General features: G+C 72.6%; 22 protein-coding genes. 15 read left to right on the forward strand and 7 right to left on the reverse strand.

All coding sequences use genetic code 11. The features are described 5' to 3' along the window. Positions 1 to 33: 33 nt before the first annotated feature. The 3 genes from ACIBO8_RS07190 (at position 34) to ACIBO8_RS07200 (ending at position 2939) form a co-directional block, all read left to right on the forward strand. Positions 34 to 1950: an ABC transporter ATP-binding protein gene (locus tag ACIBO8_RS07190; RefSeq protein WP_396114228.1), complete on the forward strand. Its 1917-nt coding sequence runs from the start codon at positions 34 to 36 to the stop codon at positions 1948 to 1950. A 41-nt stretch (positions 1951 to 1991) separates the two neighbouring features. After that, positions 1992 to 2447: a TlpA family protein disulfide reductase gene (locus ACIBO8_RS07195; protein WP_396114229.1), complete on the forward strand. Its 456-nt coding sequence runs from the start codon at positions 1992 to 1994 to the stop codon at positions 2445 to 2447. 75 nt (positions 2448 to 2522) lie between these two features. Then, entirely contained in the window at positions 2523 to 2939 is a 417-nt protein-coding gene (locus tag ACIBO8_RS07200; RefSeq protein WP_396114230.1) for a DUF4395 domain-containing protein, read from the forward strand. Positions 2940 to 3102: 163 nt separating this feature from the next. Here ACIBO8_RS07200 and ACIBO8_RS07205 read toward each other — a convergent pair whose 3' ends face one another. Next, positions 3103 to 3771 carry a response regulator gene (locus ACIBO8_RS07205; RefSeq protein WP_023359837.1) on the reverse strand — a complete coding sequence of 223 codons (669 nt, stop codon included), beginning with the start codon at positions 3769 to 3771 and terminating at the stop codon, positions 3103 to 3105. 7 nt (positions 3772 to 3778) lie between these two features. Next, complete coding sequence (locus ACIBO8_RS07210; RefSeq protein WP_396114231.1) at positions 3779 to 5470, reverse strand: GAF domain-containing sensor histidine kinase; 1692 nt, start codon at positions 5468 to 5470, stop codon at positions 3779 to 3781. A 96-nt stretch (positions 5471 to 5566) separates the two neighbouring features. Here ACIBO8_RS07210 and ACIBO8_RS07215 point away from each other — a divergent pair, with 96 nt between their 5' ends. From ACIBO8_RS07215 to ACIBO8_RS07250, 8 genes are read left to right on the forward strand one after another with little or no spacing between them, the layout of a single operon-like run. Next, entirely contained in the window at positions 5567 to 6019 is a 453-nt protein-coding gene (locus ACIBO8_RS07215) for an SRPBCC family protein (protein WP_396114232.1), read from the forward strand. Between the two features lie 37 nt (positions 6020 to 6056). Further along, on the forward strand, positions 6057 to 6932 hold the full coding sequence (locus ACIBO8_RS07220; RefSeq protein ID WP_396114233.1) for a hypothetical protein: 876 nt from the start codon (positions 6057 to 6059) through the stop codon (positions 6930 to 6932). 22 nt (positions 6933 to 6954) lie between these two features. After that, positions 6955 to 7905 (forward strand): ROK family glucokinase, encoded by a 951-nt coding sequence (locus tag ACIBO8_RS07225; RefSeq protein WP_396114234.1) that lies wholly within the window; start codon positions 6955 to 6957, stop codon positions 7903 to 7905. A 10-nt stretch (positions 7906 to 7915) separates the two neighbouring features. Further along, positions 7916 to 8599, forward strand: a complete 684-nt coding sequence (locus ACIBO8_RS07230; protein ID WP_396114235.1) for an endonuclease/exonuclease/phosphatase family protein — start codon at positions 7916 to 7918, stop codon at positions 8597 to 8599. Positions 8600 to 8626: 27 nt separating this feature from the next. Beyond that, positions 8627 to 9973, forward strand: a complete 1347-nt coding sequence (locus tag ACIBO8_RS07235) for a flavin-containing monooxygenase (RefSeq protein ID WP_396114236.1) — start codon at positions 8627 to 8629, stop codon at positions 9971 to 9973. Continuing rightward, positions 9970 to 10746: an alpha/beta hydrolase gene (locus tag ACIBO8_RS07240; protein WP_396114237.1), complete on the forward strand. Its 777-nt coding sequence runs from the start codon at positions 9970 to 9972 to the stop codon at positions 10744 to 10746. Before ACIBO8_RS07235 ends, ACIBO8_RS07240 begins: the two co-directional genes overlap by 4 nt. Positions 10747 to 10791: 45 nt before the next feature. Continuing rightward, the gene (locus ACIBO8_RS07245; protein ID WP_396114238.1) at positions 10792 to 12537 is read left to right on the forward strand and encodes a hypothetical protein; all 1746 of its coding nucleotides are present in this window, start codon (positions 10792 to 10794) and stop codon (positions 12535 to 12537) included. A gap of 43 nt (positions 12538 to 12580) precedes the next feature. Beyond that, positions 12581 to 13246: a response regulator transcription factor gene (locus ACIBO8_RS07250; RefSeq protein ID WP_396114239.1), complete on the forward strand. Its 666-nt coding sequence runs from the start codon at positions 12581 to 12583 to the stop codon at positions 13244 to 13246. Here ACIBO8_RS07250 and ACIBO8_RS07255 read toward each other — a convergent pair. Next, on the reverse strand, positions 13235 to 14689 hold the full coding sequence (locus ACIBO8_RS07255; protein WP_396114240.1) for a trehalose-6-phosphate synthase: 1455 nt from the start codon (positions 14687 to 14689) through the stop codon (positions 13235 to 13237). The genes ACIBO8_RS07250 and ACIBO8_RS07255 overlap by 12 nt on opposite strands. A gap of 69 nt (positions 14690 to 14758) precedes the next feature. Then, entirely contained in the window at positions 14759 to 15592 is an 834-nt protein-coding gene (locus tag ACIBO8_RS07260) for a DUF308 domain-containing protein (RefSeq protein ID WP_396114241.1), read from the reverse strand. A gap of 149 nt (positions 15593 to 15741) precedes the next feature. Between ACIBO8_RS07260 and ACIBO8_RS07265 the strand changes: the two genes are divergently transcribed. Next, positions 15742 to 16464, forward strand: a complete 723-nt coding sequence (locus ACIBO8_RS07265) for a lysophospholipid acyltransferase family protein (protein ID WP_396114242.1) — start codon at positions 15742 to 15744, stop codon at positions 16462 to 16464. A 28-nt stretch (positions 16465 to 16492) separates the two neighbouring features. Then, positions 16493 to 16903, forward strand: coding sequence for a ChaB family protein (locus ACIBO8_RS07270; RefSeq protein ID WP_396114243.1), 411 nt, complete (start codon positions 16493 to 16495; stop codon positions 16901 to 16903). A 12-nt stretch (positions 16904 to 16915) separates the two neighbouring features. Here the strand turns inward: ACIBO8_RS07270 and ACIBO8_RS07275 are convergent, their stop codons facing one another. The 3 genes from ACIBO8_RS07275 to ACIBO8_RS07285 are packed head-to-tail and all read right to left on the reverse strand — an operon-like array spanning position 16916 to position 18502. Beyond that, positions 16916 to 17143: a PLD nuclease N-terminal domain-containing protein gene (locus ACIBO8_RS07275; protein WP_396114244.1), complete on the reverse strand. Its 228-nt coding sequence runs from the start codon at positions 17141 to 17143 to the stop codon at positions 16916 to 16918. A gap of 5 nt (positions 17144 to 17148) precedes the next feature. Further along, a complete protein-coding gene (locus ACIBO8_RS07280; protein WP_396114245.1) occupies positions 17149 to 17655 on the reverse strand; it encodes a polyadenylate-specific 3'-exoribonuclease AS in 507 nt (168 codons plus the stop codon). Positions 17656 to 17671: 16 nt separating this feature from the next. Beyond that, positions 17672 to 18502 carry a phosphotransferase enzyme family protein gene (locus tag ACIBO8_RS07285; RefSeq protein WP_396114246.1) on the reverse strand — a complete coding sequence of 277 codons (831 nt, stop codon included), beginning with the start codon at positions 18500 to 18502 and terminating at the stop codon, positions 17672 to 17674. A gap of 372 nt (positions 18503 to 18874) precedes the next feature. Between ACIBO8_RS07285 and ACIBO8_RS07290 the strand changes: the two genes are divergently transcribed. Together ACIBO8_RS07290 and ACIBO8_RS07295 are read left to right on the forward strand one after the other, a co-directional pair. Then, positions 18875 to 19567 (forward strand): Crp/Fnr family transcriptional regulator, encoded by a 693-nt coding sequence (locus tag ACIBO8_RS07290; RefSeq protein WP_015620001.1) that lies wholly within the window; start codon positions 18875 to 18877, stop codon positions 19565 to 19567. 67 nt (positions 19568 to 19634) lie between these two features. Next, positions 19635 to 20135 carry a pyridoxamine 5'-phosphate oxidase family protein gene (locus tag ACIBO8_RS07295; RefSeq protein ID WP_396114247.1) on the forward strand — a complete coding sequence of 167 codons (501 nt, stop codon included), beginning with the start codon at positions 19635 to 19637 and terminating at the stop codon, positions 20133 to 20135. Positions 20136 to 20171 lie beyond the last annotated feature (36 nt).

The raw sequence follows: 20171 nt of genomic DNA on the forward strand, positions 1-20171 counted from the left end.
CACGTTCCGTGAAGGCGGGGTAGGAACGGCTACATGCAGGACGCCACCCCGGAGGAGACCGAGACCGGCACCGGCCTGGCCGGCGAGGAGAGCGGCGAGCTGGCCCTGCCGTACTGGCTCACCAGCACCGAGGAGGCCGCCAACACCAGCTTCCTGCAGATGTTCCGTCGGCTTCCCAGGCTGCTGCGGGCCGCCTGGTCGCTGGCGTGGCGGGCCAGCCCCGGCACCACCACCGCGGTCGTCGTGCTGCAGCTGCTGGGCGGGCTCGCCAGCGCCGTGGGACTGATCAGCGTGGTCGGCGTCTTCGACGGGCTGCTGCGGGAGGGGCCGACGCCGGAACGGGTGCGGGCCGCCGTACCGTCGCTGGTTCTGCTCGTGCTCGCCCTGGCCGTGCGGGGCGCGCTCACCTCGGCCGCCGCAGCGGCCAACGGCCGCCTGTCACCCAGGGTCTTCGAGGCCGCGGAGATGCGGCTGCTCGAGCTGACGACCAGCGTGGAGCTGTCCACCTTCGACGACCCCGGCTGGCGCGACGCCATGGAACGGGCCCGGGACCGGGGGATCGACGCCGCCCAGATGCTCGTCGACCGCGCGATCGAGCTCGGCACGAACTTCATCGGGCTGGCCGCGGCGGCCGGGGTGCTGGCCGTGCTGCATCCGGTGCTGCTGCCGTTGCTGGTGCTCGCCGTCGTGCCGATCGCCTGGGCCGCCGTGCGCTCCGCCCGCCTCGGCTACCGCCAGGTGCTGCGTTTCATCGCCGTCTGGCGGCGCCAGCGGATGCTCGCCCACCTGCTCGCGGACCGGGAGTCGGCGGCGGAGCTGCGGGCCTTCACGGTACGCGGATACCTGCTGACCGAGATCAAGCGCCTGCTGTCGGCGGCCACCCTCGAGGAGATCAGGCTCGCCGAGCGCCAGGTGAGCACCACGCTGGTCGGCAACGCGCTCAGCGGCCTGGCGACCGGGCTGACGTACGCGGTCCTGCTCTGGCTGCTGTGGACCGGGCGGATGGAGCTGGCGGCGGGTGGCGGTGCCGCGTACGCGATCAGCATGGGGATCGGCAAGCTGACCGAGCTCGCCTACAGTGCCAACCGGGTCTTCGAGCAGGGGCTCTACTTCGCCGACTTCCAGGGCTTCTGCGACCTCTCCCGGTCCCGCGACGAGACCGCCACCGGGCGTGCCGCGCCGGCCGGGTTCGCCGAGCTCCGCCTCGACGAGGTCACCTTCGCCTATCCGGACGCGGATCGCCCGGCCGTCCGTGACGTCAGCATGACCCTGCGCCGCGGCGAGATCATCGCGCTGGTGGGGGAGAACGGTTCGGGCAAGTCGACACTGGCCGGCCTGCTGGCGGGCCTCTACCGGCCGCAGTCGGGGCGGATCCGCTGGGACGGGCGTGACGTCACCGCCTACGACGCGGAGTCGCTGCGCCGCCGGGTCGCGGTGGTCATGCAGGAACCCACCCGGTGGCCGCTCTCCGCGCGGGTCAACATCACGATCGGACGGTACGAGCGCAGCCCCCGCCTCCCGGACATCCACGAGGCGGCCCGGGCCGGCGACGCCCACGACTTCGTGATGGAGCTGCCCCGCCGGTACGAGACGCTGCTGTCCCGCCACTTCACCGACGGCGCCGACCTGTCCGGCGGCCAGTGGCAGCGGCTGGCGGTGAGCCGCGCCTTCTACCGCGACGCGCCCCTGCTGATCTGCGACGAACCGACGGCCAACCTCGACGCACGCGCCGAGCACGACGTGTACGTCCGGCTCCGCGAGCTGGCGGCCGGCCGTACGGTCGTCCTGATCACCCACCGGATGGCGAGCGTGCGGGAGGCGGACCGGATCTACGTCCTGGACCACGGGTCGGTGGTGGAGGAGGGCGACCACCGCAGCCTGATGGCGGCCGACGGCATCTACGCGCAGCTGTTCACGCTGCAGGCCAGCGCGTACCAGCCGGCGTCGTAGCTCACATCGCGGCGCCGCGGCGGCCGTGCCAGAGTGGGCTCATGGACACCGCCGGACCGGCCACCGCTGCCGCGGTCGTCGCATTGGGTGTCGTGATCGGGTTGTGGCGGCGCGGCACCGAAGGCCGCCTTCGAGCGTCCGGCCGCGGGGCTGCCGAGGCGGAGGGTGCGGTGGAGGAGCGGATCGATCCGGCGCTGCTGGCCACGCTGGGCGTGGGGCCGGCGCAGGCCACGCTGCTCCAGTTCTCGTCCGCGTTCTGCGCGCCGTGCCGGGCGGTGCGGCGGATCAGCGGCGAGGTGGCCGCGATGCTCCCCGGAGTGCAGCACGTCGAGATCGACGCGGAGAGCCACCTCGACGCCGTACGCGCCCTCGGGATCTGGAAGACACCGACGCTGCTCGTGCTCGACGAGGAAGGCCGGGTGGCGAAGCGGGCGACGGGCGTTCCCGCCAAGCCTCAGCTCATCGCCGCGCTCGGCGACGTCCTGCCGGCGCGCTGACCAGGGAATCCGCACTTGGCCGCCGGTGATGCACGACACCGTGGCGAGCGGGCCGCGGCGTGCCACAGTCCAAGGATGCAGCTCGACCCCCGCGGCCCGCGCTTCGCCGCAGCGCTGACCAGCGTCGTCCTCGTCGCCGTCCTGGCGACCGGTTGGGGCTGGCTCGCGCTCGCGCAGGCCGTCGTCTTCGCCGTCACCGCCGCCGACCCCCGCCGGGGGCCGTACCCGCTGATCTACCGTGCGCTGGTGGCCCCGCGCATCGGACCGCCCGCCGAGCGCGAGGAGGCCGCGCCGGTGCGCTTCGCCCAGCTGGTCGGCTTCGCCTTCCTGGCGGTCGCGTCGGCCGGCTACCTGAGCGGCGCGGCGACCCTCGGCCTGATCTTCACGGCCTTCGGTCTGCTCGCGGCCTTCCTGAACGCCGCCTTCGGCCTGTGCCTGGGCTGCGAGGCGTACCTCGCGTCCCGCCGCCTGGCCGCCCGCCGCGCCGCTTGACCGGGCGCTACTGCGCTTCGGTCGACGCGGAACGGGGCGAGTCAGAAATGTTGATTCCAGAAACGCCGAAATTGCCAGTTCGGTGACGGTAAGACGGAAAGCGCCCGCCGGAAAGACGACCGCCCGCCACCCCGGGTGGGGCGACGGGCGGGAGCGAGGACGCTCAGAACTTCGGCGCGTCCGGCGCTTCGAGCAGCCCGAGCCGCAGCGCCGTCATCAGCGCCTGGGCGCGGTTCGCCGCTCCGAGCTTCTCGTAGAGCTTCGAGATGTGGGTCTTCGCCGTGGACTCCGACACGAACAGCTGCTTGGCGATGCCCGCCACGCTCATCCCGTCGGCGAGCAGGCGCAACACCTGTCCCTCCCGCGGCGAGAGCTGCGGCCCGGACGGCGCGAGGCGCCGCTTCATCGCCTCGGCCAGGTCCGCCGCGGTGAAGGCGCTGGGGGCCGACGCCGCGTGCCGGGCGGCCGCCACCACCTCGTCTGCCGGGGCCGTCTTGGGCACGAATGCGCTGGCCCCGGCCTCCAGGGCGCCGAAGAGCTGGTCGTCGCCCGCGTACATGGTGAGGACCACGATGCCCATGTTGGCGTTGTTCTTGCGCAGCGCGCGGGTCGCCTCGAGGCCGCTGCCGTCGGGCAGGCGCAGGTCCATGATGACCACGTCGGGCTGCAGCGCGCCGGCCTGGCGGACGGCCTCGGCGGCCGTGGCGGCCTCGCCGACCACCTCGAACTGCCGGTCCCGCTCGAACGCGTGCCGCAGCCCCTTACGGATCAGGTCGTGATCGTCGACGAGGAGCACCTTGGTGCGGGTCGTCGGCATCGGACTGGTCGACATGCTCGGGTTACTCCCCTTCTGGTGCGGAAACGCTATCCCGCACGCTATCGCGCCGAGCGGAGGTTCCGAGCACTACCGCAACGGTTGTCCCGCTGGGGTGTCGTGGTCTGATCTCCAGCCGGCCTCGGATACGTTCCGCCCTCTCGGCCATGATCGCAAGGCCGTAGCGCCCGTCCGGGCGGTCGTCGGCAAAGCCCTTGCCGTCGTCGGAGACCTCGATCTCCGCGTACGGCGGGTCGACGGTGCACGTGACCCACAGGTTGGACGCGCCGGCGTGTTTACGGGCGTTGGTGATCGCCTCCTGGGCGATGCGGAGCAGCTCCGCCTCGGTCGCCGCGGGGAGGCGGGCGGTCGATTCGTCGAAGGTGAAGTGCACCCGCAGGCCCGCGGACGTGCCGAGGGTGCGGGCGTACTCGGCGATCGCCGCCGCGAGGCCGCCGTTGCGGTCCACCTCGGAGCGCAGCTCGAACAGGCTCAGCCGCAGCTCGGTGATGACCCGGGTGACCTCGCCGCGCAGGGTGCGCAGCTCCTCGGCGGTCTCGTCGGCGCCCTCCGGCAGGGTCGCCTGGGCGTTGTCGATGCCGTACCCGACCATCACGAGCTCCTGCGCGACGCCGTCGTGGATCTCGCGGGCCAGGCGCTGGCGTTCCTCATTGGTCGCCAGCGAACGCACCTCGTCGAAGAGCAGGGCGGCCTCCAGCCGCAGCGCCGCCGGGCCGGTCACCTCGGTCACCCTGGCGATCACCGCCGACGGGTACGCGTTGGGCACGTCGGCCTCCAGGATCACGAGCCCGATCGTGCGTACGCCCGCGACCAGCGGCACGACCAGCGACGAGGCCTCGCCGCCCTGGTGCGAGCGGGCCTGGGAGCGTGACGCGGTCTGCGGCTGCTGGGTGGCCCACGCGTCCGCGATCGCCGAGTCGGCGTCGAGCGTGACCTCCCAGTCGACCCGGTCGGCGCCGGTCTGGGCGAGCACGACGAGGCGCCCGCCGCCGCTGGCCGAGAGCACGGCCGCGCGGTGCCCGGGCGCGACCACGCGCAGCTCCTCGAGGAGGTGCTCGGAGATGCCGCCGGGGTCGAGAGTGGCGCCCGGCAGCGACCGGGCGACGCTGCGCAGCTGGGTGAGCAGGCGGGTGGCCTCCGCGTACGGCTGGGGCTTGTTCTGGGCGGGAGCCATCAGCTGCCGCATGGTGTCGGCGGCGAAAGTGACGATCGCGCCGAGCACGAGCCACTGACCCCCGGCGGCGAGGTAGCCCGGCTGGGTGATGATCGACTCCCCGTCCTCCGCGGCCACGCCGCCGATGACCATCGCCACGGCCGCGACGCCGAGCAGCGCGGCGCCCTCGGTCGGACGCCGGCGCAGCGCCGCGGTCAGCAGCGGTACGGCCAGGTAAGGCAGCACCGCCTCCGCGCCGAACCCGGCCTGGACGGTCCCGGAGATGTTCGCCGCGGCCGCGACCGACCCGGCGGCCAGCCCGGTGACGGCGACCTCGGCGAACCGGCCCAGCGGCGCGGCGATCCGGTGGTCCTGCGCGAACAGCGCGGGCAGGGCCGCGACCAGCAGCAACGCGATCCAGCGCAGCTCCCCGGCGTCCTGCGTGGCGATCAGGGTGAGCGCCGCGACGAGCGCGAGCATGACGAGGCGGGCGGCCACCGCGAGCGGGTGGACGCGCACGGGAGCGCTGGCTGAGGCGGGCACGTGACGGATCGTAGCCGGAGCCCCGGGAATCGGCCCATCGTCCGACGCGGCGGGGAGTCGTCCGGTTCCGGCCCGCCAGGGGGTAGCCTGCCAGCCATGGCGGACACCTCGACGCAGTCGATCCAGGTCCAGGCGCCCCTCGACCAGGTCGCCGCGGTGATCTGCGACTTCCCCCGCTATCCCGAGTGGGCGGACGCGATGAAACGGGTCGAGGTCGTCGAGGAGTACGAGGACGGCTATGCGGCCCAGGTCCGATTCGTCCTCGACGCCGGACCGCTCGCCGACGACTACACGCTGGAATACGCATATGCCGACGACCTGTCGCGCATCGAGTGGCATCTGGTGGCACCGTCGAAGATGCAGAAGACGCTGAACGGCGCGTACGACCTCACCGACGCGGGCGACGGCACGACGACGGTGACGTACACGCTCGAGGTGGAGCTCAACATCGGCATGCTCGGCATGTTCAAGCGCAAGGCCGAGAAAATGATCATGGACACGGCGCTGAAGGAGCTGAAGCGCCGGGTCGAGAGCCTCGCCCGCGCGTGACGGCCGTTCGCGCCACGGCGTGGGAAGGGCTCGGACGATGACAGGCACCACGGGATCGGCACGCCAGGAGGCGGAACGGCTCGTCGCCGCCCTGCTCGCGATGGCGTCGCAAGGACGCGGAGAAGGCGGCCTCGGCGACATGCTCACCGGAGTCGCGGGTCAATTCTTCTCCGGTACGGGGTCACAGCAGCACAAGAGCAGCACCGGCTGGGCGACCGGCACGGCCGAGTGCTGCGTGTGCCCGATCTGCCGGGCCATAGCCGCCCTGCGCGATCCGACGCCGGAGACCGCCGAACGCCTGGCCACCGGCGCGGGAGACCTCGCCGCCGGAGTGGCCAGCATGATGCGGGCCTTCTCGACGATCGCGGGCGCCTCCGGCTCGCGCCCGAAGCCGAAGACCGCGCCGCGTCCCGAGCCGACCCCCGACCAGGCCTGGTCCACCGCCACCCGGGCGGGAGAAGGACCGGTCGCCCCGGCGCAACCGGACGAGACCGCCGACCCGTGGGGAGCCGCGACCCGCAGCCCGGCCCCGACCCGAGGTCCGGCCGGTGCCGGGCACGAAGCCGGGGCGCGTGCCGGAGGGCGGGCCGCCGCGGAGGCCGCGTCCACGGGAGGCCGCCGGCCCGCCGCTGCGTCCGGCGGCCCTCTGTCGCGTACCGAAAAAGCGGACTCCGTAAATGGCGGCCCTCTGCCGCGTGCCGAAGAATCGGATGTGGCAAAGCACACCCGCCGCCGAGACGCGGATCCTTGGGCCGCAGCCGTCGCGAACTACGCGAAGGAGGATTCGCCGGGCGAAACCGGCGTGGTGGGATCCCGCAGCGTAGATCATGATGTGTCGGCACGAGGGACACCGGCCGCGGCCGAGGACCACGGCAGCCGGCCGGGCGACGACGCCCCCGGCGACGTGGTGTGACACAACAGAGGGGACGGGCAGCGTGACGCTGACCATCGGAGTCGACGTGGGCGGCACGAAGGTGGCCGGCGGGGTGGTGGACGACCAGGGTGCCGTCATCGCGCAGACGCGGCGGGAGACCCCGGCGGACGACCCGGCCGGCACGCGCGACACCATCGTGGCGGTCGCCGCCGAGCTTGCGGCCCGGCACCCCGAGGCGAAGGCGATCGGCATCGGCGCGGCCGCGTGGATCGACGCGGCCGGCGCGACGGTGCTCTTCGCACCCAATCTGGCCTGGCGGGACGAGCCGGTGCGCGACTACGTCGCCAAGGCGGTCGGGCTGCCGACCGTGCTCGAGAACGACGCCAACGTGGCCGCCTGGGCCGAGTTCCGTTTCGGCGCCGCGCGGCAGGCCGACGACTCCATGGTGATGATCACCGTGGGGACCGGGATCGGCGGCGGCATCGTGCTCAACGGCGCCCTGTGGCGCGGCGCCAACGGCACCGCCGGCGAGCTCGGCCACATCCAGTCCGTCAACGGCGGCCATCCCTGCGGCTGCGGCCGGCTGGGCTGCCTCGAGCAGTACGCGAGCGGCAACGCGCTGGTCCGCTTCGCCCGCGCGGGCGCGCGGCAGGAACCGGAGCGCGCCCGGCAGCTGCTGGAGCTGGCCGGCGGCGACCCGGATCAGGTCAGCGGCCGGATGATCACCGAGGCGGCGCAGGCCGGCGACGGCGTCGCCCGCGACGCGTTCGCGCAGATCGGCTACTGGCTGGGCGTGGCGATGGCCGACCTGGCCCAGGCCTTCGACCCGCAGGTGCTGGTCGTCGGCGGCGGTGTCATCGACGCGGGCGACCTCTTGATGGGGCCGACCGAACGCACCTACCGCGACCAGCTCGCCCAGCGCGGCCGCTTCCCGGTCGCGGAGATCAGAGCCGCGGAGACCGGCAACACGGCCGGCGTGCTCGGCGCGGCCGACCTCGCCCGCCGGATCTGAGGGGGAGGACATGTCCGGGGTCCGGCTGCGGGTGCTCAGCTACAACGTGCACGGGCTGCGTGACGACCGCTCGGCCCTGATCGGGCTGGTCCGTGAGCTGGCCCCGGACGTCCTCATCGTCCAGGAGGCGCCGCGGCGGTTCCGGTGGCGGCAGAAGTGCGCCTCCCTGGCCGACGACTTCGGCATGGTGGTCGCCGCGGGCGGCATGCCGTCGCTGGGCAACCTGCTGCTGGTCAGCCTCCGGGTGCGGGTGCACGAGACGTGGTGCCTGCGCTATCCGCTCACCCCCGGCCGCCACCTGCGCGGGGCGGCCTTCGCGCGCTGTTCGGTGCCCGGCGGCGAGGTCACCGTCTCGGGCTCGCACCTCGCGACGGATCCGGCGGAACGCCCCGACCAGGCGGCGCTGTGGAAGGAGGCGCTGTCCTCCGTGGAGGGTCCGCTGGTGGCCGGCGGCGACCTGAACGAGGGGCCGGGCGGGGGAGCGTGGCGTACGGTCGCCGACGGCCTGATCGACACCGCGTCCCACGGCGGCGGCGCGACATTGACCTACCCGGCGACCCTGCCGCGGCAGCGCCTCGACGCGCTGTTCGTCTCGCCGGACATCGGGATCGAGCGGTACGAGGTGGTCGACAACGAGGCGGCCCGCCGGGCCAGCGACCACCTTCCCGTGCTCGCGGAGCTGGCCCTGTCGTAGCGGCCCGCGTTCTGCGAGGATTCCCCGGTGCCCGACACCCCTGACATCGCGGACCGGCACGACGCGGTCTGCGTGATCGGCGCCGGCGGCAGCGGCCTGGCGGCGGTCAAGAACCTGCGTGAGCAGGGCTTCTCCGTCGACTGCTACGAGCGGGAGACGTCGGTCGGCGGTGCCTGGAACTGGCGCCACGACCGCAGCCCGGTCTACGCGAGCACCCACCTGATCTCGTCCCGGCCGCTGACCGAGTTCCCCGACTTCCCGATGCCGGACGACTGGCCCGACTACCCGCACCACAGCCAGCTCCTGGCGTACCTCGAGCGGTACGCCGAGCACTTCGGCCTGGGCGACAGCATCTGGTTCGGCACCGAGGTGGTGGCGGTGACCCCGGTCGGCGACGGCCGCTGGGACGTGACGACCCGCAGCACCGGTGGCGGCGCCGAACGGGTCCAGCGCTACGCGGCGGTCGTGGTGGCCAACGGGCACAACTGGTCGCCCAAGCCGCTGTCGGTGGACACATCGGCGTTCCGGGGGCGGGTGATGCACGCGTCCGCGTACAAGGATGCCGCGCAGCTCCGTGGCCGGAAGGTGCTGGTGATCGGCGGTGGCAACACCGGCTGCGACATCGCGGTCGAGGCGGCGCAGCAGGCCACCACGGTGTGGCACTCGACCCGCCGCGGCTACTGGTACGCCCCCAAGTACGTCTTCGGCCGCCCCGCCGACCAGGTCAACGCCGGCCTGCTGCGGCTGCGCCTGCCGTTGCGGCTGCGCCAGTGGCTCTATCACCGTACGGTCCGTCTGACCGTCGGCGACGTCACCCGGTTCGGCATGCCGGCGCCGGACCACCGCCCGTACGAGAGTCACCCGGTCGTCAACAGCCAGCTGGCCTACTACGTGGGCCACGGGCGGATCACCCCGGTGCCGGACGTCGTCCGGCTCGAGGGCTCCACGGTGGAGTTCGCCGACGGCCGGCGCGCCGAACCGGACTTGGTCGTCACGGCCACCGGCTACCTGCCGCGCTTCGAGTTCCTCGCCCCGGAGCTGCTGGAGGTCGACGAGGACGGCAAGCCCGACCTGCATCTGCACGCGTTCGCCCGGCGGCACCCGACGTTGGCGGTGGTGGGGCTGGTGCAGGCCGACGCGGGGCTGTTCCCGATCGCCCATTGGCAGAGCGTGGCGGTCGCCCGGTGGCTGCGGCTGCGCGCGGGCGATCCAGACCGCGCTGTCTCGGTGCAGCAGCGGGAGTCGACGCGGCCGCTGCGCTCCTGGACCCGCCTGCGGGTCGTCCCGTCGTCGCGGCACTGGTTCGAGGTCAGCCACACCCACTACCTGCGCGCGCTGGAGGATCTCCTGAAGCAGATGGAGCCCGCCTCATGACGTCCCGGGTGTTGCGGTTCGAGGACTGGACGAACCCCGTTCCTCCGGTGCGCCGGGAGGTGCTGAGCGCCCTCCCGCATCCCGACGAGGGGCAGCCGCCGGTCCTGTTCGTACCGGGGCTGGGCCACGGCGCCTGGGCTTTCCGCGAGCACTGGCTCGGCCACGTGGCCTCGCGCGGGTTCGCCGGGTATGCGCTCAGCCACCGCAAGCAGGGCTCGCTCCGCGCGTACGTGCACGACGTGGTGCAGGTGGCCGCCGGGCTGCCCCGGCAGACCGTGCTGGTCGGCCACGGCGTCGGTGCGCTCGTCGTGGCGCACGCGCTGGCGCGCTACCCGGCCCGGGCCGCCGTCCTGGTGGCACCGGTGCTGCACGGCTGGTCAGCGCTCGGAGCCGCACTGCGCGCCAACCCGCGCGGCACCCTCCCGGCCTTCTTCGGCGGCGGGCTGAGGCTGAGCCGCGAGCAGCTGTTCCGCGCCGACCTCCCGGCGGCGGACGGGTACGTCGGGCGGCTGGTCCGGGCGCCGTCCGCGGTCTACCGGTCGCTGCTCGCCGCGCCGGAACCGGCCGACCCGGTGGGCGACCCGCCGATGCTGGTGGTCGGCAGCCCCGACGACCGGGTGGTCACCCGCAAGGCGCTGGACCGCGCGGCGGCCCGCTACGGCGGCGCGCCGCTGCTGTTCCCCGGCATGGGGCACGACCTCATGCTGGACGGCGGCTGGCAGGAACCCATGGACGCGATTCTGGACTGGCTCGTCAAGCAGCTGGCTGTTTAGCACCTTTACTTCAGCCTTACCCCGGCGTCCGTACGGTCGCCGCCCATGGTCAACTCGCTCACCCTCGCTCCGGCGCAGCCGGCCGCACCGGTCGCCGCCCCGGCTCCGTCGCGCTGGCGCCGCGCCCGGCCGCACCTGGTCGTGGCGGGCGTCTACATCGGACTCGGCCTGCTCGTCATGGCCGGCTACGTGGTGGACCCCGGTGGGCGGATCTCGGGGCATCTGGCCGGGGACAACACGTGGTTCCAGTGGCTGCTGTCGCACGGGGCGTACTCGGTGCGGCACCTGTCGAACCCGCTGTTCTCGACGCAGCAGAACGCCCCCGAGGGCGTGAACATGATCGCCAACACCTCGGTGCTGGGCGTCACGCTGCCGATGGCGCCGGTGACGATGCTGCTCGGGCCGCGGGTCGCCTATCTGATCTGGATGGTCGGTGCGGCCGCCGGCACGGCGTTCAGCGCGTACTGGGTGCTGCAGCGTTACCTGGTCCGGTCCCGGGTGGCGGCGTTCGCCGCGGGCGCCTTCGCGGGCTTCGCGCCGGGCATCATCCACCACGCGAACGGCCAGCCGAACTTCGTCTCCAACTTCGCCCTGCCGCTGATCGTCGCGCGGATCGCCCGGTTGGGCGTCGACGGCCGCTGGCGGCGGGACGGGCTGATCCTCGGGGCGCTGGTCACGTACCAGCTCTTCATCAACGAGGAGCTGCTGCTCATCACGGCCGTCGGCGGCCTGGTCCTCACCGCCGTGCACGCGGCGATGCGACCGGCCGAGGCGCGGCGGCGGGCGGGGGCGTTCCTGCGGGCGCTCGGGCTCACCGCCGTCGTGGCGGGGGTGCTGTGCGCGTACCCGATCTGGTTCCAGTTCCACGGGCCGCAGTCGTTCTCGAGCATGCCGTACTTCACCGACTGGGGAGAGGACCCGCTCGCGTACCTGACGTTCGCCCGGGACACCCTCGCGGGCACCCCGGCGTCCGAGGCGACGGTCGGGCGCAGTGAGCAGAACAGCTACTGGGGCTGGCCGCTGACGCTGGTGGCGGTGCTGCTCGCGGTCATGCTGTGGAAGCGGTCGGTGCCCGCACGGGTGGCGGCCGTGACCGCGGTCGTCGGCGGGGTGCTCTCGCTCGGGCCGGTGCTGCGCCTCGGCGGGCTCGTGACCGACACACCGGGCCCGCTGGCCTCGATGCCCGAAGGGCTGCCGGTGCTCGGCCTGCTGATGCCCAGCCGGCTGACGTTCGTGGTGATCGGCGCGATCGTGGTGCTGATCGCGGTCGGCTGGGATCGGCTGCGGGGACCGGCCTGGCGGGTGCTGATCGCGGGGGCGCTGCTGCCGCTCGTACCCACACCGGTGCCCGCCATCGCGGACGCGCCGCCGCCGGTGTTCATCACCTCGGGCACCTGGCGCCACTACGTCGCTCCGGGACACACGCTCGTCCCCGTACCGCTGCCGGACTCCTCGCGCGGGCGCGACGCGCTGAGCTGGGGCGCCGCGGCCCGCAACGAGTTCGCGATGCCGGAGGGATACTTCCTCGGCCCGAGCGTCGAGGGCGTCGGCCGGATGGGCCCGGCCCGCGGCAGTACGCTCAGCCGGCTCGTCAGCGAGACCACCAAGACCGGCACCGCCCCGCTCGTGACCGCCGCCGACCAGCAGGCGGTACGCGCGGAGGTCACCCGCTGGCAGGGCGACGTCCTGGTGCTGCGCGCCGACGCCGGCCACGAGCCGCTGCGGGCCCTGGTGGAGCAGATCTTCGGGCCCGGCCGGCCGGATCAGGACGTGTGGGTCTGGACGCCGTGATCTTTTACTGCGGTTTTATGGCCCGGCTTGAGATAGTGGCGGCGTGCGGATCCTGGTAGCCGATGACGAACGCCTGCTCGCGGACACCATCGCGGTCGGGCTGCGGCGGGCGGCCATGGCGGTCGACGTCTGTTACGACGGGGACGCCGCCCACGAGCGGCTCAGCGTCAACCGCTACGACGTGGCGGTCCTGGACCGGGACATGCCCGGGCGTACGGGCGACGACGTGTGCCGCTGGGTGGTCCGCGAGAACATCGGCACCCGCGTGCTGCTGCTCACCGCCGCGTGCGGGATCTACGACCGGGTCGAGGGGCTGGGGCTGGGCGCCGAGGACTACCTCACCAAGCCCTTCGCCTTCGCCGAGCTGCTGGCGCGGGTGCAGGTGCTGGCCCGGCGTACGGCCCCCGCGCTGCCGCCGGTGCTGAAGCGCGACGGCGTGGTGGTCGACGTGGCGGCCCGTACGGCGACCCGCGACGGCCGCCCGCTCAACCTCACCGTCAAGGAGTTCGGGGTGCTGCACGCGCTGATGCGCGGCCAGGGCCAGGCCGTCACCACCGAGGACCTGCTCGAGCAGGTGTGGGACGAGCACACCGACCCGTTCAGCAACGTCGTGCGGGTCACGGTGATGAACCTGCGCCGCAAGCTCGGCGAGCCGATGATCGTGCAGACCGTGCCCCGGGCCGGCTACCGGATCGGCTCAACGGCGTAGCCCGGCGGCACGTCCGCGCGCCCGCACGGAGCGGCCCAGCCCCGCGGCGACGCGGCCGGTGCCGTCCAGCGCGGTCAGGTACGCCCGCGCCCACGCGATGATGTCGTGGCTGCTCAGGTGGGCCCGCATGGCCGCCATCCGGCGTGCCAGGTCCGCCGGGTCGGCCTCCATCGCCTGCAGCAGCGTCTCCTTGAGCCCGTCGACGTCGTGCGGGTTCACCAGGAAGGCGTCCTCGAACTCGGCGGCCGCGCCGGCGAACTCGCTGAGCACCAGCGCGCCGGAGGCGTCCGCGCGGGCGGCGACGTACTCCTTGGCGACGAGGTTCATGCCGTCGCGCAGCGGCGTCACCACCATCACGTCCGCGGTCTGGTAGAGCGCCGCCAGGTCCGCGCGGTCGAACGGCTGGTTGAGGTAGTGGATGGCGGTCTCGCCGACCCGCCCGTACTCGCCGTTGATCCGGCCGACCTCGCCCTCGATCCGGTCGCGCAGCACGCGGTAGCTGTCCACCCGTTCCCGGCTCGGCACCGCCACCTGCACCATCACCGTGTCGCGGACCTTCACCCGGCCGTCGCGCAGCAGCTCGTCGTACGCCGTCAGCCGGTGCTCGATGCCCTTGGTGTAGTCGAGCCGGTCGACGCTGAGCAGGACCCGCCGGGGCCGGCCGAGGTCGGCACGCAGCTGCTCGGCGTGGTGCCGGACGTCGGGGCGGGCGGCCAGCGCCTGCATCTCGGCCACGTCGATCGAGACCGGGAACGCGCCGGTGCGCACCGTACGGCCGTCGACGGTGATCTGGTCGTTGGCCGTCACCTCCGCGCCGAGCAGCTTCACCGCGAGCTGTGCCACGTTGTGGGCGGCCTGCGGGCGCTGGAAGCCGACGAGGTCCGCGCCGAGCATGCCGCGCACCAGCTCGATGCGGCGGGGGAGCTGCATGAACAGCTCCGGCGGCGGGAACGGCACGTGCAGGAAGAAGCCGATCAGCACGTCCGGGCGCAGCTCGCGCAGCAGGCCGGGGACGAGCTGGAGGTGGTAGTCCTGGACCCAGATCGCGCCGCCGGGCTCGACCACCTCGGCCGCGGCCTCGGCGAAGCGGCGGTTCACGTCCCGGTAGGCCTCCCACCAGCCGCGGTCGAAGACGGGCTGCTCGACCGCGTCGTGGTAGAGCGGCCACAGCGTCGAGTTGGCGAAGCCCTCGTAGTAGCCGCGGAGCTCCGGCTCCGACAGGGCCACGGGCCGCAGGCGCAGGCTGCCGATGTCGGGCAGGCTCGGTGCCGGGCCCACCCGGCCGCCCCAGCCGACCCAGGTGGCCGGGGTCTTCTGCAGGATGGCGTGCAGGGCGCTGGCGAGGCCGCCGGGGCTGCGTCGCCACTCGCAGGCCCCGTCCGGTGCGGCGTTGTCGTCCAGGGGGAGCCGGTTGGCGACGACCACGAGCGAGCTCTGGCGCATCCACGAGAGGTTAGTGGATGACTACCGAGCGAAACAATGCTGGAGATCTATGGATGGATTTGTGGCGTGTCAGACGACCGCGCCGTCATCGAACTCGTCGTCGTCATCACCCGAGCGCAGCCGCCACACCAGCGTCACCGCGCCACCGACGATCGCCGTGAAGCCGATCAGCGTGACGAAGGTGCGCTCGATCGGCAGCAGCCACGGGAACAGGAACAGCACGAAGCCGAGGACGACGCCCAGGACGCCGGCGATCGCGTACTTGGAGATGTGGGGGAGCGGCGGCGGGGGCGGCGGCACGTAGCGCTCGTCATCGTCGTCGTCCAGCCCCGTGCCGAAGGCCTCCAGGCCGTCCAGCATCGAGGGCTCGTCCACGCGGTCGGTGCGGCGCCGGTTGAGCTGGATGCCGGTCAGGTCGGTGGCGGACGTCAGCTTGTCGCCGGGCTGCGGGCCGGGCTTGGGCGGCTCCGGCGCCCGCGTCGGGTCGATGCCCTCGGCGGCGGGCCACGGGGGCGCGGTCGGGTCGACGGCGGTGTGGAAGCCTGCGACGATCTTGGCCCACTCGGCGTCGACGTCGCCCTGGTCGCCGCCCGGGCGGTTCTCCGGGCGCGACGCCGGCGGGAACGGGCCGGTGCCGCCGGTGAGCTTGTGCAGGTGCTCGCGGGCGGTGGCGAGGTGGGTGCGGTCGACGTAGAGCCGGTCGGTCGGACGGGCGGGGAACGTGGTGGCCCGCAGGATCGGGTTGAGGTCGGCGGAGGGCTGCAGATAGGCCGCGATGCCGCCGGCCGCCAGCACGTCGAGCAGGTGCTCGCCGACACGCGGATCCACGTCGCCCGCGGCCGCGTAGTCGGCCGCGTCGAGCCCGTTGTCCCGCCGCCCGCGACGGGCGCCACCCGCAGACACCCTGCACACTCCTCGCCCCGCGCTGCTCGCGCGCGTGCCTTGAATGGTGACACGACAGGCACCGCTTGCGGGAGTGCGTTGTGGCGTGCCGCTCCCGCTTCGTACGCTTTCCCTGCCCCACGGTCTGCGGTGAGCGGGAAAGGACATCGGTGTTCTACTGGCTGCTGAAGTACGTGGTTCTCGGACCCGTCCTGAAATGCCTCTTCCGCCCCGACGTGGAGGGATTGCACCACGTCCCCGCGACCGGTCCGGTGATCCTCGCCTGCAACCACCTCTCGTTCTCGGACTCGATCTTCACACCCCTGATCGTGAAGCGGAAGGTGACATTCGTCGCCAAAGCGGAGTACTTCACGGGTAAGGGGATCAAAGGCTGGCTGATGCGGCAGTTCTTCGTCGGCACCGGGACGATCCCGGTCGACCGATCGGGCGGCAAGGCGGCCCGCGCGGCCCTCGACACCCAGCTGCGGGTGCTCCGCTCCGGCAACATCGCCGGGATCTACCCGGAGGGCACCCGCTCGCCGGACGGCCGGCTCTACCGCGGCAAGACCGGCGTCGCCCGGCTGGCCCTGGAGAGCGGCGCCCCGGTCGTCCCCGTCGCCCTGCTCAACACCGACGAGATCCAGCCCACGGGCAAGCTCATTCCCAAGATCAAGCGGGTCCGCCTGCGCTTCGGGGCACCCCTCGACTTCTCCCGGTACGCGGGTTCGGTCGGCGACCGCTTCGTCGAGCGCGCGGTCACCGACGAGATCATGTACGAGCTCATGACCCTCACCGGCCGCGAGTACGTCGACGTCTACGCCGCCACCCTCAAGACCGCCGTCGTGGCACCGACCCCGGCGGCGTTTGAGCCGGTGAAGGACCGGGCACGGTGATCTCGACACCGACGTGAGGAGGTTCGCAGTGCCGGCACGAAAGGATCTGCCCGGGACCCTGAAGCGGTCACCGAAGAAGGCGCAGAACACGTACCTCAAGGCGCACGACAGCGCGGTGGAGGAGTACGGCGAGGGCGAACGGGCGCACCGCACCGCCCTGGCCGCGGTCAAGCACTCGTTCGAGAAGGTCGGCGACCACTGGGAGCCCAAGGCGAAGAAGGGCCCCAGCGACAAGAAGGCCGCCGGCGGCCGGGACACCAAGGCCGCCACCAAGGGCGGGGTCGACGCGAACGCCAGCAAGGAACACCTGCTCGGGATCGCCAAGAAGCTCGACATCAGCGGCCGGTCTTCGATGAAGAAGCCGGAGCTGGTCGACGCCATCCAGAAGGCGAACGCCAAGAGCACCCGCAAGGCGAGCGCGAAGAGCGCGAAGAAGTAGCGTGCGGCTCGGTCAGGCCCCGGGCTTGGCCGAGCGGCCCCACTTCAGGTAGGCGATCGGGCCCAGCGGCTGGACGAAGATGCCCGCCCACCACAGGGCCTTGGGCCCGCGGACCTGCGCGGAGGGACGCCGGATCAGGTCGATCACGGCCAGCGTGGTCAGCACGACCTCCGCCGGGGCGACGACCAGCGCGCCGGCCTTCTGCCAGCGGGGCAGGTCACTCCAGTGCTGATGCGCCACGCCGATCACCCTACCGGGCGGCCCTGCTCTTCCATCGCCTTCCAGCGGGCGAGGTTGTGTTTCGCGTCCACCAGCGCGTCGTGGCGGCCCTGCGCGGTCGGCAGTGCCGGCCGGCCGAGATCGTCCCAGCGCTGCCGCAGATCCTTGGTGAAGCGGGGAATCTCCCGGGGCAGCGCCGGCATCGCACCCCAGAGCTGCGCCAGCGCGACATGGTCGTACGCCGCGTACCAGGCCCAGAGCTCCATCTGCTCGTCGCGGCCCCGCAGCGGCTCGACCAGGAACGCGTAGAGGTCGTCGCGGATGCGCTCCCGCGAACGCCACGCCGGATCCGCGGGGGACGGCAGCTTGTCCAGTACGTTGCGGCGCACCCAGGGCACGGCCCGGGAGTCGTCGAACTGGGTCGACACCGCGTAGAACTCGCGGCCGAACTCGTCGACGACGCCGATGGACACGAGGTCGACCGTGCGGCCGTCCTCGATGAATTCACAGTCGTAGAAATAGCGGTAGACCATCGCCGCCCATCCTCGCCTACTCCGGGTCGGCGGCCGCCATCAGGGCCGCCTGCGCCCGGCGCAGGGCCTCCCGGTTGCCGTCACCCTCGCCGGTCACCAGCCGACGGGCCGCCCAGTCGGCCTGGACGGCCCACCGGAAACGGAGCAGCACCGGCAGGGCGGCGTGCAGCTCGTCCTCGTCCACCGGTCCGGCCGCCAGATAGCCGTCGAGCAGCTCGGCCGCGGTCTCCGGGCCGCCGGCGTACACCACGGCGGCGGCGACGTCGTAGAGGAGCGGGCCGGTGCCGCTCGCACCGCAGTCCAGCAGCCCCGCGCGGCCGGTGGCCGGGTCCACCAGGAAGATCTCCGGGGCCGGGTCGCCGTGCAGGACCCCGTACGTGAGCCGATCGGTGACCGTCAGCCGGGTCATGGCGGTGATCGCGCCGGCGACCGCCGCCCGCAGCCAGCCCTCCACGGCCAGGTGCGGCGCGTCCGGGTCGAGCAGGTTCCAGCGGCGCAGCCCCGGATGGTGGAACGTCTGCAGGGTGCGGTGCACGGCACCCAGCCGGTCGCCCCAGAACTGCTGATCGATGGGATCCCGCCCGTCGAGCGTACGGCCGGGTGCGCGCCGCAGAACCGCCATCGCCCCGTACGGCGTCTCGGCCGTCAGGCCCCCGGAGAGGGTCCGGACCGGCTGGCCCGCCTCGATCCCGGTGTTGCGCAGATGCTCGGCCGCCGCCAGCCCGGCCTCGACAGGCTGCCGCGCATCGGGTTCGGCGAGCCGCGCGACGAAGCGTTCGCCGCCCGCGGTCACGTCCCAGCCGTGCGACAGCAGCCCACCCGGCAGCGCCGAAATCTCAGCAGGCACAAGGTGCCACTGCTCGCGCAGTGTCGATCGAAGAAGGTCGTGGTCCGGCACGGCCGCGATTATGCCGACACAGAACGTGACCGCAACGGACACGAAGGGCGATATTCACGAGATCCCTCTCGGAGCGCCACCAAAGTCGCACTGCGCCCGCCGGAGCGAGCGGAGGCCGGAAGCCCAGTTAACAATGCATCGTGACTGACCGCGCTTAGGGGGTGTACAGGCAGCGACATACGCGAAATGATCGAAAGGCAGGCGCTCGAGGTATCAAATGGCGTTGATGACGCTCTTCATGCTAAGAGTGATCGTTCGCGTCCAGGGGCCGACGTCGGACAGGGGTGTCGGCGGTGGTCCCGACCGGGGGAAGGACTGACCGTGGATCATCGGCTGCCGGAGCCGGGTGACGCGCTCACGGGCGTGGAGATGTTCGCCGGGCTGGAGCCCGACGTGCGGCAGAGGGTGATCGCGGCAGCGGTTCCCCGGACGTACCGCAAGGGGCAGATCCTCTTCGTCGAGCACGACCCGGGTGACTCCCTCATCGTGCTGCGCCGGGGCGCGATCGCGGTGTTCCGCACCGCGCCGACCGGCGAGCGGGCGGTCCTGACGGTGGTACGGCCGCCGGACGTCCTCGGTGAGGTCTCGCTGCTGGACGCCTCCACCCGCTCGGCGAGCGCGGAGGCGATCGAGGACAGCCAGGCGCTGGCGCTGTCCCGGGTCGCGTTCATGGACCTGGTGCATTCCAACCCGCGCATCCTCGACGCGGTGATGCGCTCGGTCGGTGGCCTGATCCGGCGCCTCACCGAGCAGAACGCCGACCACGTCTTCCTCGACCTGCCGGGCCGGGTGGCCAAGACCCTGGTCCGCCTCGCGGGTGACAGCCAGGCTCCGATGATCACCATCGAGCTGAACCAGAGCCAGCTCGCGGAGATGGCCGGTGGCTCGCGGCAGAGCGTCAACCAGGCCATCGGATCGTTCGCGACGCGCGGCTGGCTGCGTACCGAAGGACGCCGGATCGTGGTCACGGACGTCTCCGCGCTGCGCCGCCGGGCCGGCATGGCCGAAAGGTAGGAGCCGTCCGTTTCGCCGGTGGGGCCCCGGGAAGTTCTCCGGGGACACCGGAGGAAGGGAGCGCGCCATGACGGAGCACACCGAGCAGGAGAAGCGCGAGAAGCTGAAGGAGCTCGTGAAGGACGCCCGGATCGGGATGCTCACCACGATGACCGCGGAGGGTAGTCACGTCAGCCGTCCGATGGCCCTGCAGGACGTCGAGTTCGACGGCGATCTGTGGTTCTTCACGTACGCGGATTCCGACCTGGTCGCGCAGATCCGGGCCAATCCGCAGGTGAACGTCTCGTTCAGCGACGCCAAGCAGCACGCGTGGACGTCGGTGTCCGGTGCGGCGGTGCAGACCGACGACCGGGCCAAGGCCGAGGAGCTGTGGAACCCCATGCTCAAGGCCTGGTTCCCGGACGGGCTGGAGACGCCCAACCTGACGCTGGTCAAGGTTCATGCCCAGTCCGCCGAGTACTGGGAGGCCGCGCACAGCTCGCGCGTCGTCACGTTGCTCGGGTACGCCAAGGCGGCGGTGACCGGCAAGACCCCGGACGCGGGCGAGAACGAAACCGTCCGTTTGTAGCGGGGCGCTTTGGTCCGGGGTGGCCGCGGCGACTAC

The sequence above is a fragment of the Actinoplanes sp. NPDC049681 genome (assembly GCF_044465265.1).
Classification (GTDB): domain Bacteria; phylum Actinomycetota; class Actinomycetes; order Mycobacteriales; family Micromonosporaceae; genus Actinoplanes.